17 protein-coding genes and 1 pseudogene are annotated in these 14777 nt (G+C 66.9%); 13 read left to right on the top strand and 5 right to left on the bottom strand.

Annotated features, from left to right (window positions below; all coding sequences use genetic code 11):
• Positions 1-5: 5 nt before the first annotated feature.
• From ACVILH_RS26180 to ACVILH_RS26170, 3 genes are all read left to right on the top strand, one after another.
• On the top strand, positions 6-1337 hold the full coding sequence (locus ACVILH_RS26180) for an ABC transporter substrate-binding protein (protein ID WP_456715465.1): 1332 nt from the start codon (positions 6-8) through the stop codon (positions 1335-1337).
• Between the two features lie 374 nt (positions 1338-1711).
• Positions 1712-2488, top strand: coding sequence for an ABC transporter ATP-binding protein (locus ACVILH_RS26175; protein WP_456715464.1), 777 nt, complete (start codon positions 1712-1714; stop codon positions 2486-2488).
• Between the two features lie 27 nt (positions 2489-2515).
• Positions 2516-3712 carry an acyl-CoA dehydrogenase family protein gene (locus ACVILH_RS26170; protein WP_456715463.1) on the top strand — a complete coding sequence of 399 codons (1197 nt, stop codon included), beginning with the start codon at positions 2516-2518 and terminating at the stop codon, positions 3710-3712.
• Between the two features lie 35 nt (positions 3713-3747).
• On the opposite strand, the gene ACVILH_RS26165 is transcribed toward ACVILH_RS26170, so the two are convergent.
• Positions 3748-4200, bottom strand: a complete 453-nt coding sequence (locus tag ACVILH_RS26165; protein WP_456715462.1) for a hypothetical protein — start codon at positions 4198-4200, stop codon at positions 3748-3750.
• Positions 4201-4541: 341 nt separating this feature from the next.
• Between ACVILH_RS26165 and ACVILH_RS26160 the strand changes: the two genes are divergently transcribed.
• Complete coding sequence (locus tag ACVILH_RS26160; protein ID WP_456715461.1) at positions 4542-4799, top strand: hypothetical protein; 258 nt, start codon at positions 4542-4544, stop codon at positions 4797-4799.
• A gap of 130 nt (positions 4800-4929) precedes the next feature.
• Positions 4930-5520 carry an NADPH-dependent FMN reductase gene (locus tag ACVILH_RS26155; protein ID WP_456715460.1) on the top strand — a complete coding sequence of 197 codons (591 nt, stop codon included), beginning with the start codon at positions 4930-4932 and terminating at the stop codon, positions 5518-5520.
• Positions 5521-5583: 63 nt separating this feature from the next.
• On the opposite strand, the gene ACVILH_RS26150 is transcribed toward ACVILH_RS26155, so the two are convergent.
• Complete coding sequence (locus ACVILH_RS26150) at positions 5584-5835, bottom strand: hypothetical protein (protein ID WP_456715459.1); 252 nt, start codon at positions 5833-5835, stop codon at positions 5584-5586.
• 390 nt (positions 5836-6225) lie between these two features.
• On the opposite strand from ACVILH_RS26150, the gene ACVILH_RS26145 reads away from it, so the two are divergent.
• From ACVILH_RS26145 to ACVILH_RS26130, 4 genes and pseudogenes are all read left to right on the top strand, one after another.
• Positions 6226-7113 (top strand): LysR substrate-binding domain-containing protein, encoded by an 888-nt coding sequence (locus ACVILH_RS26145; protein ID WP_456715458.1) that lies wholly within the window; start codon positions 6226-6228, stop codon positions 7111-7113.
• A gap of 128 nt (positions 7114-7241) precedes the next feature.
• Positions 7242-8517: pseudogene (gene gabT / locus ACVILH_RS26140) on the top strand (4-aminobutyrate--2-oxoglutarate transaminase).
• Positions 8518-8554: 37 nt separating this feature from the next.
• Entirely contained in the window at positions 8555-9853 is a 1299-nt protein-coding gene (locus ACVILH_RS26135) for an ArgE/DapE family deacylase (RefSeq protein ID WP_456715457.1), read from the top strand.
• A complete protein-coding gene (locus ACVILH_RS26130; protein WP_456715456.1) occupies positions 9850-10776 on the top strand; it encodes a 2-hydroxyacid dehydrogenase in 927 nt (308 codons plus the stop codon). Before ACVILH_RS26135 ends, ACVILH_RS26130 begins: the two co-directional genes overlap by 4 nt.
• Positions 10777-10792: 16 nt before the next feature.
• Here ACVILH_RS26130 and ACVILH_RS26125 read toward each other — a convergent pair whose 3' ends face one another.
• From ACVILH_RS26125 to ACVILH_RS26115, 3 genes are all read right to left on the bottom strand, one after another.
• Complete coding sequence (locus tag ACVILH_RS26125; RefSeq protein ID WP_456715455.1) at positions 10793-11194, bottom strand: hypothetical protein; 402 nt, start codon at positions 11192-11194, stop codon at positions 10793-10795.
• Between the two features lie 117 nt (positions 11195-11311).
• A complete protein-coding gene (locus tag ACVILH_RS26120) occupies positions 11312-11473 on the bottom strand; it encodes a hypothetical protein (protein WP_456715454.1) in 162 nt (53 codons plus the stop codon).
• A 13-nt stretch (positions 11474-11486) separates the two neighbouring features.
• Positions 11487-11720 (bottom strand): DUF6894 family protein, encoded by a 234-nt coding sequence (locus tag ACVILH_RS26115; RefSeq protein WP_456715453.1) that lies wholly within the window; start codon positions 11718-11720, stop codon positions 11487-11489.
• A gap of 219 nt (positions 11721-11939) precedes the next feature.
• On the opposite strand from ACVILH_RS26115, the gene ACVILH_RS26110 reads away from it, so the two are divergent.
• From ACVILH_RS26110 to ACVILH_RS26095, 4 genes are all read left to right on the top strand, one after another.
• A complete protein-coding gene (locus ACVILH_RS26110; protein ID WP_456717079.1) occupies positions 11940-12122 on the top strand; it encodes a hypothetical protein in 183 nt (60 codons plus the stop codon).
• Positions 12123-12343: 221 nt separating this feature from the next.
• Positions 12344-13228, top strand: coding sequence for a hypothetical protein (locus tag ACVILH_RS26105; RefSeq protein WP_456715452.1), 885 nt, complete (start codon positions 12344-12346; stop codon positions 13226-13228).
• Positions 13218-13622 (top strand): cytochrome C, encoded by a 405-nt coding sequence (locus tag ACVILH_RS26100; protein WP_456715451.1) that lies wholly within the window; start codon positions 13218-13220, stop codon positions 13620-13622. Before ACVILH_RS26105 ends, ACVILH_RS26100 begins: the two co-directional genes overlap by 11 nt.
• Before the next feature lie 318 nt (positions 13623-13940).
• Positions 13941-14777 (top strand): HD domain-containing protein, encoded by an 837-nt coding sequence (locus ACVILH_RS26095; protein ID WP_456715450.1) that lies wholly within the window; start codon positions 13941-13943, stop codon positions 14775-14777.

The following is a 14777-nucleotide window of genomic DNA, read 5'->3' as shown; positions in this document are numbered from 1 at the left end:
TCATCATGACGACGTTCAGACAAGCAAAGCTGGCTTTAGGGGCGGCGCTCGCCCTCGGGCTGCTCACGGCTCTGCCGGCGAAAGCCGACGAGCAGTTCTTCCCGCTGCAGAGCTATCGGGTGGGCCCTTATGCGGCCGGCGGCACCGGCTTCTTCGGCGGCTTCATCGACTATCTCAATCTGATCAACATCCGCGACGGCGGCGTCAATGGCGTCAAGCTGACCTGGGACGAGGGCGAGACCCAATACGAGGTCGAGCGCGGCGTCGAGGTCTATGAGCGGCTGAAGAGCCGGCCGGGTGTCGCGGCCTGGAATCCGCTGTCGGTGGGCATCGCTTATGCGATGATCGACCGCATCAGCAAGGACAAGGTGCCGCTGATCACCATCAATCATGGCCGCACCGATTCGACCGACGGCCGGGTGTTCCCTTACGTCTTTCCGCTGCTGCTCAATCCCTACAGCGAGACGTCCGGTATCGTGAACTACATCGCGTCGCGCGAAGGCGGGGCGGAGAAGCTGAAGGGCAAGAAGATCGTCGTGCTGTATCACGGCTCGCCCTATGGCAAGGAGACGATCCCGATCTACAAGCTGTTGTCCGACAAATACGGCTTCGAGCTCGAGCAGATCGAGGTGCCGCATCCCGGCAATGAGCAGCAGTCGCAATGGCTGTCGATCCGCCGCGCCAAGGCCGACTATGTCGTGCTGCGCGGCTGGGGCGTGATGAACCCGGTGGCGCTGAAGACGGCGCAGAAGACCGGCTTTCCGGTCGACCACATCATCGGCAACGTCTGGTCCAACTCGGAAGAGGACGTGATCCCGGCGGGCGATGCCGCCAAGGGCTATGTCGCGATCACCACGCAGGCGTCGGGTGCGGAGTACCCTGTGCTGCAGGAGGTGATCAAGACCGTCTATGGCGCCGGCAAGGGCAATCTCGACGACAAGAAGCGCATCGGCAGCGTCTACCACAATCTCGGCATCGTGAACGGCATCCTCAATGTCGAGGCGGTCAGGATCGCGCAGGAGAAGTTCGGCAAGCGGACCCTGACCGGCGACGAGGTGCGCTGGGGTTTCGAGCATCTGCAGCTCGATCCGGCGCGGGTCGAGGCGCTCGGCGCCAAGGGCCTGTTCCACTCGATCAACGTCACCTGGGACAATCACGAGGGCAATGGCCGCGTGACCTTCCAGCAATGGGACGGCGCCAAGTGGAAGGTCGTCTCCGACTGGATCTCGCCGGACTGGGCGGCATTGCGGCCGATCATCGAGAAGTCCTCGACCGCCTATGCGCAGGAGCGCGGCATCAAGATCCGCACCTCCGGTGACGACCCGGTCGGGCAGTGACGTCGGCGATGCGCGGGAGCGATCCTCGCGCACTGTCGGCGCGGCGATGTCGGTGCGCTCCCTCTCCCCGTTCTTCACGGGGAGAGGGTAGGGGTGAGGGGCAGCCACACCCACCGACCGCGCCGAGAGCCCCCCTCACCCGGATTGCATCTGCGATGCAGTCCGGCCTCTCCCCGCACGCGGGGAGAGGCTCGCAGCGAGCGTCGAGCCGGACTGTCCCGAAAAACTGACCATGAACAATGTGCTCGTGGAGAGGGTTCAAATTTCCCCAAGACCTCGGACCTCGTCCTGAGGAGCACGCCGCAGGCGTGCGTCTCGAAGGACGGCCGCAGAGAAGTGTCGGCGACGCTCTGCGCAATGAAGGAGTTTGCGTGATGAGCGATGTGCTGCTGTCGGTCGAGCATCTCGCGGCGACCTATGATCAGGCGATCGGCGCGGTCAGCGATGTCTCGTTTGCGGTCCACGCGGGCGAGATCGTCGCAGTGCTTGGCGCCAATGGCGCGGGCAAGTCGACGACCTTGCAGGCGGTCTCGGCGCTGCTGCCGGCGCGGCGCGGCCAGATCACGGGCGGCCGCATCGTCTATGACGGACGCGACGTGTCAGCGTCCTCGGCGGCGCAGCTCGTGCGCGCCGGGCTCGTGCCGGTGCTCGAAGGCCGGCACTGCTTCGCCTCGCTGAGCGTCGAGGAGAATCTGATCACCGGCGCGATCGGCCGCGATGCGAGGCGCGGTGAGATCAGTGCCGATCTCGAGCGTGTCTACGCGCTGTTTCCGCAGCTCACGCGGCATCGCCGCTCGGTGGCGGGGCTGACCTCCGGCGGCGAGCAGCAGATGACGGCGATCGGCCGCGCGCTGATGTCGCGGCCGCGGCTGCTGGTGCTCGACGAGCCGTCGATGGGGCTGGCGCCGCTGGTGGTCGAAGGCATTTTCCGCGCGCTCAAGACGCTGAATGCGGAGGAGGGGCTGTCGATCCTGGTGGCCGAGCAGAACTCCACCGTGGCGCTGCGCTTCGCCGACCACGCCATCGTGCTCGAAGGCGGCCGCAGCGTGCTCGCGGGCCCCGCGCGCGAGCTCAGGCAGCGGCCGGACATCAAGCATCTCTATCTCGGCGGCGCCACCGCGCCGTCCGAGACCACCCAGGCCGTGGCCTGACTTCATCACAGCAAGAGGAGACTGTTCATGGCGACCAGCACTGCCGCACGCAAGATCGACGACAGCCCGTATCCGCAGCTCGACGCCATCGTCGCTGACGTCATCAAGGCCAACGCCGACCGCAACGACCGCGAGGGCCGCTTTCCGCGCGAGAACCTGCTGGCGCTGGCCGAGGCCGGCTGGACCGGCGTGCTCAATGAGCCGCGCTTCGGCGGGCTCGGGCTCGGCCATGTCGACTTTGCCGAGGCCGCCTACCGCATCGGCCAGGCCGATGCCTCGACCGGGCTCGTCTATGTCATGCATGTCGGCGCCGCCCAGACCATCAACCTGTTCGGCACCGACGACCAGAAGGAGCGCTGGCTGAAGGCCGACCAGGGACGGCTGCTCGGGACCTACTCGACCAGCGAGCGCGCCACCGGCGGGCACTGGTGGTACAATCTGTCGGAGGCCGCGCGCGACGGCGAGGATTATCGCCTCAACGCCGACAAGTCGTTCACGACCAGCTCGGGCCAGGCCGATTTCTATGTCGCGCAGACCCGCTCCCCCGGCGCCAAGGACCAGGCCGACATCATCTTCTTCATCGTCGACGGGAAGGCCGAGGGCATCGAGTCCAGGCCCTGGGAGGCGCTCGGCGTGCGCGCCAACCATTCCGGCGGCATCAGCTACAAGAACGTGCACGTCCCCAAGCGCGACCGGTTGGGCGCCGAGGGGCAGGGCAAGGAGATCATCTATGACGGCGTCTCGCCGGTCTATCTGATCGGGCTCGGCGCGGTCTGGGAGGGGCTGGCGCGCGGCGTGCTGAATGCGGCGGTCGCGCATACCACCGGCTTCGTGCACAAGGACCGCAACAAGAGCCTGTCCGACTACCAGGCGATCCGGCAGGAGCTCGGGGCCGCCAAGGTGCTGGTCGAGAGCCTGCGTCCGTGGCGGATCGAGCTCGCGCACAAGCTCGATGAGCTCTGGCGCGCCGGCAAGCCGCAGAGCGAGATCCTGATCCCGCTGACCGAGTTCAAGGTGCATGCGGCGGAGGTCGCCAACAAGGTGGCGTCGACGGCGCTGACGGTGACGGGCGGCTACGGTTACCACCGCGGCCCGATCGAGCGCGCCTTTCGCGATGCCCGTGCCGCGATCGCGATGGGGCCGTCCAACATCATCGCCCGGGAATGGATCGGCAAGGCCCAGGTCGGGCTGCCGCTCGAGCTGTTCTACGAAGGCGGGGAATAGCGCCTCAACATGCTGCGGCGCGGCCGCAGCAGCCGCTAGTCGGCCATCTCTTCGGCAACGAGCGCGATCTCCTCGCGCTCGGTCTTCTCGGCGGGCACCGCATTGGCGGCCTCGGCGGTTTCGAAATCGTCCTCGGCGATCTCCTTCACTTCAGCGACGGCTTCGGTCTCGACCGCTTCGGCTGCGAGCTCGGCCGCGACAACGGCTTCCGGCGCGGCGTCGTCATTGGCCGGCTCCGAGAACAGGTTCGGCCCGGGGATGGTGGTCGGCACCACCGGCCGCGACTTCGCCTTGTACCAGGACGCGAATTTCTGCGAGAGCGTGGCTTCGAACTCGGCGAGCGGCAGCGTCTTGCCGTCCTCGTCGGTGATCACGACGGTCCAGCCCTCGGCCTCCATCACCTGCGCATTGGCGATCACGATCAGCGCGCTTTCGCGCTGCTTGCGGATCTTCTGCTGCTCCCGCTCGGCGATCATCGTGTACGCCATGACCTCGACACTCCCAACCATCGACTCTGGGGACGATGGCCCGAAGCACCATCGGTTCGTCGTCACTACGCCGGGAGAGTGTGAGCGCCGCTGGGCCGGATTGCGTTCGCCTAATGACAATTTGGCGGCGTCTCCCAGGTTCCGGCGATGAAAAGGAGTCGAAGATGCAACAGCCGGCAAAATAGTGGTGCAGGAGCAAGAGCGCTTGTTGAAGGCGCGCGTCCCTGTGTCATCATTTGATTCTGCGGCGGCAACTGCTTCGCGGGGTCAGCGAAGGCAGCGGGTGAACCGGGCAAACAGCGGGCGAATTGGGGACCTTGATGCGAACTCATCTGTTCAGGATGCGGAACTTGAATGTGGCGATGGCCGGGCTTGCGCTGGCGATGATCGCCAGCCCGCGCGCGGGCCATGCCTTCACGGAGGACGACCAGCGGCGGCTGTGCACCGGCGACGTGTTTCGGCTGTGCTCGTCGGAAATTCCCGATCGCGACCGCATCATCGCCTGCATGATGAAGCAGCGCGCCAGCCTCAGCGACGGCTGCCGCAGCGTGTTCGGCCGGCCGAGCGAGCGCTCCGCCTCGGCGACGGTGACGCGCTGAGCTCACCTGCGTTGCTTTGAACGACGACACGCCGCTGGTCCCTCCGATCCGCGGCGTCCCCCACCATCACTCGGATTGCAGTGCGACGTGGTAGACTGGCACGGATCGTCCGGCCAGGAGTTGACCCGCCATGAGCAATCGCATCCTCGTCTTCTATGGCTCCTATCGTGTCGACCGGATGGGCATCCGGCTGGCGCAATTCGTCGTCGACGGCCTGCGCGGCAAAGGCCAGGACGTCGAGCTGATCGACGCCAAGGCGGTCGGTCTGCCCATGCTCGACCGCATGTTCAAGGAGTACAAGCCCGGCGAGGCGCCGGCCGCCATGGCCGAGCTTGCGGCCAAGATCCGCGCGGCTGATGGCTTCGTGTTCGTCACCGGCGAATATAATTGGGGCATGCAGCCCGGGCTGAAGAACCTCACCGACCACTTCCTAGAGGAATGGTTCTGGCGTCCGGCGGCGATCGCGAGCTACTCGGCCGGCCGGCTGTCGGGGGCGCGCGCCGCGACCACATGGCACGGCACGCTGTCGGAGATGGGCATGGTCGTGGTGTCGAGCACGCTCGCGGTGGGCCCGATCGGGCAGGCATTGTCGGCTGACGGCAAGCCGACGGGCGAGGCGGGCAAGGCGCTCGCGCACGCGTTTCCGCGCTTCGCCGATGATCTGTTGTGGTGGGTCGAGGCGGGCAGGGAGCAGCGGGCGCGCAAGGCGCCGCCTTACTGAGCGCAGAGGTTCGCAAAGGACAGCCGGAGCGCACCAGGCGCTCCGGCATCGTCCGTCAGCCGGCTAGCGCGTTGCGCTGCTCGGCGTGGTGGTCACCGATTGCTGCCGGCGTGGCGCGGCCGCAGCCTGGCCCTGACCCTGGCAGGGTAGCTCCTTCCAGCTGCCATCGGCGGCCTGCTGATAGGCGCGACAGGGTGAGGAGGCGGTGGCCTGCTCGTCAGATCGGGGTGTCTGGGAATTCTTCGCCAGTGCGGGAGCTGCCGTTGCGACAAGGGCAGCCAGCGAACCGACGAAGATCACGGGGGTGATCCGCATGTGGGGTTCTCCTGCTCGAAGCACCGCCGATTCAGAGTCGAATTGTGGAAACTTTGAGGCAAATCGTTCAGGCATCAACGCGGTCCTTAAGGATCATTTGCCTGCGCGTGGGGCGGATTAACGGTGACGCCGAGCACGGCGACCGGGCGCGCGACTGTGGCGGCATCTGGGCTGGCGTCGCGCGGCGGCGGACGCTAAGAGCGATCCGACGCGCATATGCGCCCTCATGGGCCTCATGCGGCCCTTCCTGGTGGAAGCGCCGTGTTCGGCCAACGACGTCGCCAGGGTGGCCGGCGCTCCGATCATCGGCCGCGTGAACGACGGATCGTGGCGGTTCGCTGCAACAGCGGACGGGGGCGGGGAAGCGCGCAGGCGGACAACTGTGCGAGCATGACGCGACCCCGATTGCCCTCTCTCATCGCGCTGCGCGCCTTCGAGGCCGTCGGCCGCAAGGGCAGCGTGCGTGCCGCCGGCGACGAGCTCGCCGTCAGCCACACCGTCGTCTCCCGCCATTTGCAGAACCTGCAGCGCAGCCTCGGCGTCGCGCTGGTCCGCGCCGAGGGGCGCGGCCTCGCGCTCACGGAGGCCGGGCGCCAATTCCACGCCGAGGTCACCCAGGCCTTCGACATCATCGCCCGCGCCACCACGCAGGTGCGGCCGGTGGCGCGGCCGACGTTGAACATCTGGTGCATTCCCGGCCTTGCCAACCGGCGCCTGCTGGCGCGGCTGCCCGAGCTGACCGGGCCGCCGCGCAACTGGGACATCAACCTGCAGCCGACCCTGGCGCATCCCGACCTCACGCGTGGCGAGGCCGATGCCGAGATCGTCTACGCCGAGGCGATCGACGTCCGCGGTCCGCTGACCGCCGAGGCGCTGGTGCGCCCGCGCGTCTTCCCGGTGGCGAGCCCAGCCTATCTGGCGCGCTTTCCGGCCATCGCCACGCTGCCCGGTCTCGCCAAGGCGTCGCTGATCCATGAGGAGTCGACCGCGCAGTGGGAGCAATGGTTCGAACTCGCTGGCTATCCGGAGCACGTGACCTTGCGCGGCCAGCGGCTATGGCACGCGCATCTCGCGATCGAGGCGGCACGGATCGGGCAGGGCGTGGCGCTGGCCAATGAGGTGCTGGTCGCGGACGACATCCGCAGCGGCGCGCTGGCCGAGGTGATCCCCTCCACGATTTACATGGGGGCCTATCAGCTCGTCGCGCTCCGGGAGCGCTGGGACGAGCCGGCGATCGTCGCGTTGCGCGGGTGGCTGAAGAAGGTGCTGGCCATCTGAGCTGCGCACAGCGGCCGTCCTTCGCTCTGGTGCATTGGAGTCACCTGTCGGCGGGAACAAGCTGATTGATCGCAATAACGACGCTCGTAGCCTGCGTCTCGATCATTTCCCGCAAGGAGTCGAGCCTCATGGCTGCGAACCAAGAACTGCTGGCACGTCGGCATGAAGCCGTCGTCAGGGGCGTGAGCTATGCGACGCCGCTGTTTGCCGACCGTGCCCTCAACAGCGAAGTCTGGGATGTCGAGGGCAAGCGCTATGTCGACTTCGCCGGCGGCATCGCCGTGCTCAACACCGGCCATTGCCATCCGCATGTCGTGGCGGCGATCCGCGCTCAGCTCGACCGCTTCACCCACACCTGCTTCCAGGTGCTGCAATACGAGCCTTACATTCGCCTGAGCGAGCGGCTGAATGCGCTGGCGCCGATCGCAGGTCCCGCCAAGTCGATCCTGCTGACAACCGGCGCCGAGGCGACCGAGAACGCCATCAAGATCGCGCGCGCGGCAACGGGGCGCAGCGGCATCATCGCTTTTACCGGTGCTCCATGGCCGCACCGCGCTTGCCAACGCGATGACCGGCAAGGTGATGCCGTACAAGAAGCCGTTCGGACCGCCGCTTCCGGGCGTCTGGCATGCGCCGTTCCCGATCGCCGGCAGCAATGTCTCGGTCGAGGACACGCTGTCCTACATCAACTTCATCTTCAAGGCCGACATCGATGCCTCGCAGGTCGCGGCCATCATCATCGAGCCGGTGCAGGGCGAGGGCGGCTTTCACCCCGCGCCGCCGGAGCTGATGCGCGGCCTGCGCCGGATCTGCGACGCCAACGGCATCGTGCTGATCGCCGACGAGGTGCAGACCGGCTTCGGCCGCACCGGCAAGATGTTCGCGATGGAGCATTACGACGTTCAGCCGGACCTGATCTGCGTCGCCAAGAGCCTCGCCGGCGGCATGCCGCTGTCGGGCGTGATCGGCCGCGCCGCGATCATGGATGCGGCCGAGCCGGGCGGCCTCGGCGGCACCTATGGCGGCAATCCCTTGGCTTGCGCGGCCGCGCTCGCGGTGCTCGACGTGTTCGAGCAGGAGAAGCTGCTCGATCGCGCCAATGCGATCGGCGACCGGTTGCGCGCCGCGATCACGCGCTTCTCGCGCGCCAACAATCTGGTTCCGGTTTCCGAGCCGCGCGGTCCTGGCGCGATGGTTGCATTCGATATCCTGAAGCAGCGCGGCAGCGATGAGCCGGATGCGGAGATGACCAAGCGTGTGACCCGGGTGGCCCACGAGAACGGTCTCATTCTGCTATCCTGCGGCGTCACTGCGAGCACCATCCGCATTCTCGTGCCGCTGACGGCGTCGGACGCGATCGTGGACGAAGGGCTTGAGATCCTGGAGAAATGCCTGGCTGCCTGAGGCAGCCGGAGATGAATGGGAAGACTGGAGGCTTTGCGTGACTGAAGCTGCGGCGGCTGTGCCGAACGATGTGATGGAGCGGCTCGCCGCCGCTGTGGATGCCAACTTCGAGCAGCAGGTCGCCTTCCTGCAGCAGCTCGTGCAATTCCGCAGCCTGCGCGGCGAGGAAGCGCCGGTGCAGGAGTGGCTGGCGAGTGAGTTCGAGGCGCGCGGCTACAAGGTCGACCGCTTCAGCCTCGCCGATGTCGACCTGATGAAGCATCCCAAAGCGGCGCCGATGGACAATATCGCGCTCGACGGCTCCAGGCAGGTTGTGGCCACCCTGGACGGCGAGGGCAAGGGGCGCAGCCTGATCCTGCAGGGGCACATCGATGTCGTGCCGGAGGGGCCGACCGATTTGTGGAGCGATGCGCCTTATGAGGCGATCGTGCGCGACGGCTGGATGATCGGCCGCGGCGCGCAGGACATGAAGTCCGGCGTCTCCGCGATGATCTTCGCGCTCGATGCCATCAAGGCCGCCGGCTTCGTCCCGGACGGACGCGTTCACCTGGAGACGGTGACCGAGGAGGAGAGCACCGGCAACGGTGCGCTCTCCACGTTGATGCGCGGCTACACCGCGGATGCCTGCCTCATTCCCGAGCCGACCGGGCACACGCTGACGCGGGCCCAGGTCGGCGCGATCTGGTTCCGTCTGCGCGTGCGCGGCACGCCGGTGCATGTCGCCTATGCGGAGACCGGCACCAATGCGATCCTGTCGGCGATGCATCTGATCCGCGCGTTCCAGGAGCACACCAGCGAGATCAACGCGCGCGCCACCTCGAATGCGTGGTTCTCGGGCGTGAAGAATCCGATCAAGTTCAACGTCGGCATCATCAAGGGCGGTGACTGGGCGAGCTCGACGCCGGCCTGGTGCGATCTCGATTGCCGTCTCGGCGTGCTGCCGGGCGAGACGCCGGCGGAGGCGATGGCCGGCATCGAGCAGTGCCTTGCCAAGGCGCAGGCCGCAGATAGTTTCTTGTCGGAGAATCCGGTCGAGCTGGTGTGGAGCGGCTTCCAGGCCGATCCCGCGGTCTGCGAGCCCGGCAGCGCGGCAGAGGCGGCGCTCGCCGAGGTGCATGCCCGCGTGTTCGAGCAGCCGCTCGACGTGCGGCTCTCCACTGCCGTCAACGACACTCGTTATTACTCCGTCGACTATGGCATCCCGGCGCTGTGCTACGGGCCCTATGGCATCGGGCCGCATGCGTTCGACGAGCGCGTCGATCTCGACAGCGTGCGCAAGACCACGCTGTCGATCGCGATGTTCGTCGCGCAATGGTGCGGGCTGCGCAAAGCATGATCAGCGTCGCGCTTCTCAGCCGTCCCGGGCTGATGGACCCCATGACATCGCTGCTTGCGCGAGAGCTGCCGGGCGTGACCGTCGCGTCATGGCCGGAGGCCGCAGCCCGTGACGCCGAGCTTGCGGTGTGCTGGAAGCCGGAGCCCGGCGCGCTGGCAGCGATGCCGAAGCTGAAGCTCATTCATGCGATCGCGGCTGGCGTCGACAACATCCTGTCCGATCCCACCGTGCCCGATGTGCCGCTGTGCCGGATCGTCGATCCCGGCATCACCGCGGCCATGACCGAGTTCGTGCTGTGGAGCACCTTGTATATCCATCGCGACTTCGACCGCGTCATCAGCAATGCGCGTGAGGGCCGCTGGCAACGTTATGATCAGCGCGCGGCGAAGGACGCCCGCGTCGGCATTCTCGGCCTCGGCGAGCTCGGCACCGACGCCGCGCGGCGTCTCGTCGATCTCGGCTTCAGCGTGAGCGCCTGGTCGCGGTCGCCGAAGCAGCTCGCCGGTGTCAGGACGTTCAGCGGCACCGACGCCCTCGACACCTTCGTGAGCGAGACGGATATCCTGGTGTCGCTGCTGCCGTTGACGCCTTCGACGGTGGGGCTGCTCAATGCGGCGCGGCTGAGCCGGTTGCCCAAGGGAGCCGCGCTGATCCTGTGCAGTCGCGGCGAGCACGTCGTGATGGATGATCTCGTCGCGCTGCTACGGAGCCGGCATCTGCGCGGCGCGGTGCTCGACGTGTTCGAGCAGGAGCCGCTGCCGGCGGATCATCCGCTCTGGCGCGAGCCCGGCGTGCTGGTGACGCCGCATATGGCCGCGATTGCATCCTGGGAGACGATCGCCCAGCAGGTCGCTGAGAACGCCAGACGACTGCTGCGCGGCGAGACGCTGTTGAACGTCGTCGACCGTGCGCGCGGCTATTGAGCCCGTAGCGGCGTTCCTATTCGAGCGTCTGCACCGGCGGTGCGACCGGTCCCTGCGGCACCGGCGGAGGCGCTGCCGCGATGGTCTTCGGCTGTACCTGAGGAGCGCGCGGCGCCGCGGCCTGCGGCGGCTGTTGCGGGTCGGTCATCAAGGCTTGGCTGTCGCGCACCGGACGGCGGACCTGCTGCGACCGCGCCGTGCGGGAGCGACGGAAGCCCCAGGAGCGTGCGATCGACGGACCGGCGGTGTAGCCGACCACGGCGCCCGCGACGGCGCCGACCGGGCCGAACACGACCGCTCCCGACAGCGCGCCGAGCGCAGCATCACCGCCGCGGTGCTCGTCGGCCCGCGCCGATGTCATCGCGGCCGATGTCGCGAGTGTGAGTGCGAGCGCCGTTGTGGCCAGCATTCTGGTCATGCGATGTCCCCTTCGTCTTACCGCCGCCGAAATGAAGGACAAATGTGGCGAGAAGAATGCGGCCGAGGGGCTGCGCGATGCGCCGGGTTGCCACGTGTTGCTGATCGGCCGTAGCCGTCAGCTTTGCGTCACCGTGTGCTTGCCGTATTTGGCCCGCCACTTCGGACCGGGGCCGCGCATGTAGTAGCGCTCGGGACGATAGGGATCACTGACCAGCGCAAAGAAGCTTTTCCAGCGGTCACGCAATGCGGCCAGGCGACGGGTACCAACGGAGAACATCCGGACCTCGCCTCTAGTGCATCTGGCCGAGAACGGACGAGAACGGCATGGCGAAGATCTCCTCATCGAGATCGTCAGCGACGTGTAGGACCCAGTCGCGCCAGTCCTCCTCGCTTTCAGCCGAGATCAGCTCGTGCATCACGCGCGTCGCATGGTCGCGGGCTTCCGCCAGATCGAGCACCGCGGTGCCGCGGCGGTCGATCAGGATCTCATCCTCGTTGGAGCAATGAAAGAAGACCTGCGTCATGTCGCACTCCTCAGCCACCCCGAATCTCATCCATCAGTAACAGCGCAACGCGCGCCGCGATATTGCGATTGACCACGTAAGGTAAATTACGGGCGCAGTGTGGCCTTTTGGAACCGCATCGGCCGTGACCGCCATCACGCTGAGTGCGGTTTTTGGAACTCGTGACGCGCCGTGTGGTTAATGCCGCAGTCAAGTGCGATCAGGGGAGCACCACGCATGATGTCCGAGACCCAGATTCATGCGATCGCCCGGCAGATGCTCGAGATGCACGGAGCTTCCGCCATCGCGCAGGCTTCACAGAAGGCCTCGGCGTGCGAGAGTGACGGCGAATCCGAAGAGGCGCGAGAATGGCGCCACATCGCGGATGCGATGAAGATGATGCGCGGGCCGCATCAGAGTTGATGCGAGCTTTCTTTTTTGCGGAAACTGCGCTCGAATGACCACCGCGCGCCCCGACTCTGCAACGCGGCATGCGCAGTGGATGCAGGTCCGTCAAGAGGGCGCGGCCGCATTCTCATCCTGGTTTCCGACCCAATTTGCCCGCAAGATTCAGGCAATGATTCGGCAGCGGATTCGCCGTTGACCACCGTCGTCGGCGCGACCGCCGTCCAGGGATGATTGCCATGGTCTTTTTCAAGCGCGAGCTGAGCCCGGTCGAAATCTTCGAGCGCGCGCTGAAGGACAAACAGGCCGCGCGGCAGAAGCTCGCGGAACGCTTGCGCGTGGCCGAGCTTGCGCTGGAGGAGAAGCGCGTCGCGGCCGAGCGGCTCGCCAAGGCCGGCGCCACCAATGGCCAGCTCGACCGCGCCGAAGCGAAGATGCAGGCGGTGGAGCAGAAGGCCAAGGCGCTGCGCGCTTCCGTTGCCGAATGCGACGAGCAGATCATCCTCGCAGAGCGCGCCTTTGCCGACGCCGTGGCGCAGCGCGACCGCGACCGCGCGGCCAATGAGATCGAAGCGGTGGCCTCCGCCATCGAGCAGGCGGTGCCGCGCTTCGAGATCGGCGCCGCGGCGCTCGTCGATGCCGTCACGCGCGGCCGTGCGGCATTGAGCGAGGCCAGCCGTTTCGCGGCCGACGTCGATGATATCAGGCGCGAGGTGCTGTCCGCCGCGGAGCTGATCTGCTGGGAGCTGCGCGCAGCCGCGACGCGCACGCGCGCGGGCAACATCAACGTCGCCTTGCTGGCGCCGCCGGATGTGAGGCAGCTGCCCGCACCGGAGACCGATCGCCAGATGATCTATACGCTGAGCCCATTGACGTGGCGCGAGGGCGAGGAGGTGAAGCGCGTGGCCGCCTTCACCATGACCGCGCTGCCCAAGGCGCTGCTGCCGCTTGCGCTGGCCCATCAGCACGTCGACTATCTCAATGCGCGACGGGTGCAGACGCTGATGCACGTCCATGGCAGCGGGCCGCAGCAGAGCGAGCCGGCGCCGGATGATCCGGCGCTGATCGATCTCGATGCGCTCGGCACTCCGGCCGAGGAGGCGCCGCGCGCCGATGTCGCCTGAGCGCTGCGCGGGAGCATCGGCCGCTGCCCGTCGGGGCTCCCTGGCGCTGCCGCTCCTGATTCTGCCGGCTCTGGCGCTGCTGCTCATCATTGTCAGCAGCGCCAGGGCCGAAGATCTCGATGCGGGGAAATCCGGTGCGCGGCTGTTCGCCGACAGCTGTGCGACGTGTCACCGCTCCGCCCGCGGCCTCGCCAAGGGCCGCTTCCGGCTCACGCTCTATCTGTTCCTGCAGAAGCACTACACGAGCAGCGCCGATTCCGCGTCGGCGCTGAGCAGCTATTTGCAGTCCGTCGACACGCCGGCAGCATCTGCACGCAAGCCGAATGCGCGCCGGCCGTTGGCCCGCGGCGAGGCCCGGCCGCCGCGTCCGCCGCTGCCCGTGCGGGGACGATAGCATTCATGACGCGCTGACGCTCCGTCCGCCCACCGCGCCGCCCGCAGTTTCCCGGGCGTCGCCATCCGGGTGTGGCCGCTCCGCGCAACCTGCGCTATGCTGACGGCCCAAGGCGGCCGACCTGCCGCGCGGATCAACGTGGTTCGCCGGACAGCGTGCCCGTCTCCCCCGATCGGCCCTCCCGGGCGGCGTCGCGCGAAATGTTTGGGTGATCATGAAGTGTCTTGGTGACCGCGAAGCGTCTTGGTGATTTGTGTTTTGCCGAGCTTTTTCTTTTGGCGTTGTGCTTTTGAGCTGTCTTGAGGCGGGGCAGCAGCGATGATGACCTTACCGGAGCTCGCGGCAGCGGCGTTGGAGCGGTTTCTCAGCTCGTATATGCGCCGGCGGTTCGGATCCTCCCACACGCAGCTGTCGGAGATGCTTCCGGCCGCGGCACGCATCGCGCTCGAATGCATCGGCAACAGCGATGCGCTGTATCACAATGTCGAGCATACGTTGCTGGTCACGCTGGCCGGGCATGAGATCCTGCGCGGGCGGGCGCTGCATAGCCACATGACGGCGGAAGACTACGTCCATGTGATCATGGCCTGTCTGCTGCACGACATCGGCTACGTCCGGGGACTGTTCAAGGAGGACGACAGCGACGGCTTCGTGATCGATCGCGGCGGCCGCAAGATTTGCCTGCCGCGCGGCTCCTCGGATGCCAGCCTGATGCCGTATCACGTCGACCGCTCGAAGCTGTATGTCATCAACCGCATCGAGGGCATGGCGCCGCTCGACAAGGACCGCATTGCGCGCGCGATCGAGGGCACCCGCTTTCCGCCGCTCGCCGGCCAGCAATTCGACGAGGAGCAGTCGATCGTGCGCGCCGCCGATCTCATCGGCCAGCTCGGCGATCCCAACTACATCCGCAAGGCCAACGCGCTGTATCACGAGTTCGAGGAGGTCGGCATCAACCGGCAGCTCGGCTACGATTCTCCTGCCGATATCGTCCACCGCTATCCGCAGTTCTATTGGAACAGCGTTGCGCCGCACATCCAGACCGAGATCCGCTATCTCAACATGACCTCGACCGGGCGGCAGTGGATCGCGAACCTCTATGCCAACATCTTTCGGGCCGAGCGCGACATCCCTCTGTCGGGCCCGCAGACGTGA

The organism is Bradyrhizobium sp. USDA 4353, assembly GCF_054063215.1.
The sequence above is the reverse complement of the archived record's forward strand: the minus strand, read 5'-3'. Positions and strand labels throughout refer to the sequence as shown.

Coding starts and splice junctions, on each gene's coding strand:
- ACVILH_RS26150 (WP_456715459.1), bottom strand. CDS start 5,835: ATGCGGATCACCCCCGTGATCTTCGTCGGTTCGCTGGCTGCCCTTGTC.
- ACVILH_RS26180 (WP_456715465.1), top strand. CDS start 6: ATGACGACGTTCAGACAAGCAAAGCTGGCTTTAGGGGCGGCGCTCGCC.
- ACVILH_RS26155 (WP_456715460.1), top strand. CDS start 4,930: ATGAGCAATCGCATCCTCGTCTTCTATGGCTCCTATCGTGTCGACCGG.
- ACVILH_RS26095 (WP_456715450.1), top strand. CDS start 13,941: ATGATGACCTTACCGGAGCTCGCGGCAGCGGCGTTGGAGCGGTTTCTC.
- ACVILH_RS26170 (WP_456715463.1), top strand. CDS start 2,516: ATGGCGACCAGCACTGCCGCACGCAAGATCGACGACAGCCCGTATCCG.
- ACVILH_RS26160 (WP_456715461.1), top strand. CDS start 4,542: ATGCGGAACTTGAATGTGGCGATGGCCGGGCTTGCGCTGGCGATGATC.
- ACVILH_RS26100 (WP_456715451.1), top strand. CDS start 13,218: ATGTCGCCTGAGCGCTGCGCGGGAGCATCGGCCGCTGCCCGTCGGGGC.
- ACVILH_RS26175 (WP_456715464.1), top strand. CDS start 1,712: ATGAGCGATGTGCTGCTGTCGGTCGAGCATCTCGCGGCGACCTATGAT.
- ACVILH_RS26115 (WP_456715453.1), bottom strand. CDS start 11,720: ATGACGCAGGTCTTCTTTCATTGCTCCAACGAGGATGAGATCCTGATC.
- ACVILH_RS26145 (WP_456715458.1), top strand. CDS start 6,226: ATGACGCGACCCCGATTGCCCTCTCTCATCGCGCTGCGCGCCTTCGAG.
- ACVILH_RS26165 (WP_456715462.1), bottom strand. CDS start 4,200: ATGGCGTACACGATGATCGCCGAGCGGGAGCAGCAGAAGATCCGCAAG.
- ACVILH_RS26130 (WP_456715456.1), top strand. CDS start 9,850: ATGATCAGCGTCGCGCTTCTCAGCCGTCCCGGGCTGATGGACCCCATG.
- ACVILH_RS26105 (WP_456715452.1), top strand. CDS start 12,344: ATGGTCTTTTTCAAGCGCGAGCTGAGCCCGGTCGAAATCTTCGAGCGC.
- ACVILH_RS26110 (WP_456717079.1), top strand. CDS start 11,940: ATGTCCGAGACCCAGATTCATGCGATCGCCCGGCAGATGCTCGAGATG.
- ACVILH_RS26125 (WP_456715455.1), bottom strand. CDS start 11,194: ATGACCAGAATGCTGGCCACAACGGCGCTCGCACTCACACTCGCGACA.
- ACVILH_RS26120 (WP_456715454.1), bottom strand. CDS start 11,473: ATGTTCTCCGTTGGTACCCGTCGCCTGGCCGCATTGCGTGACCGCTGG.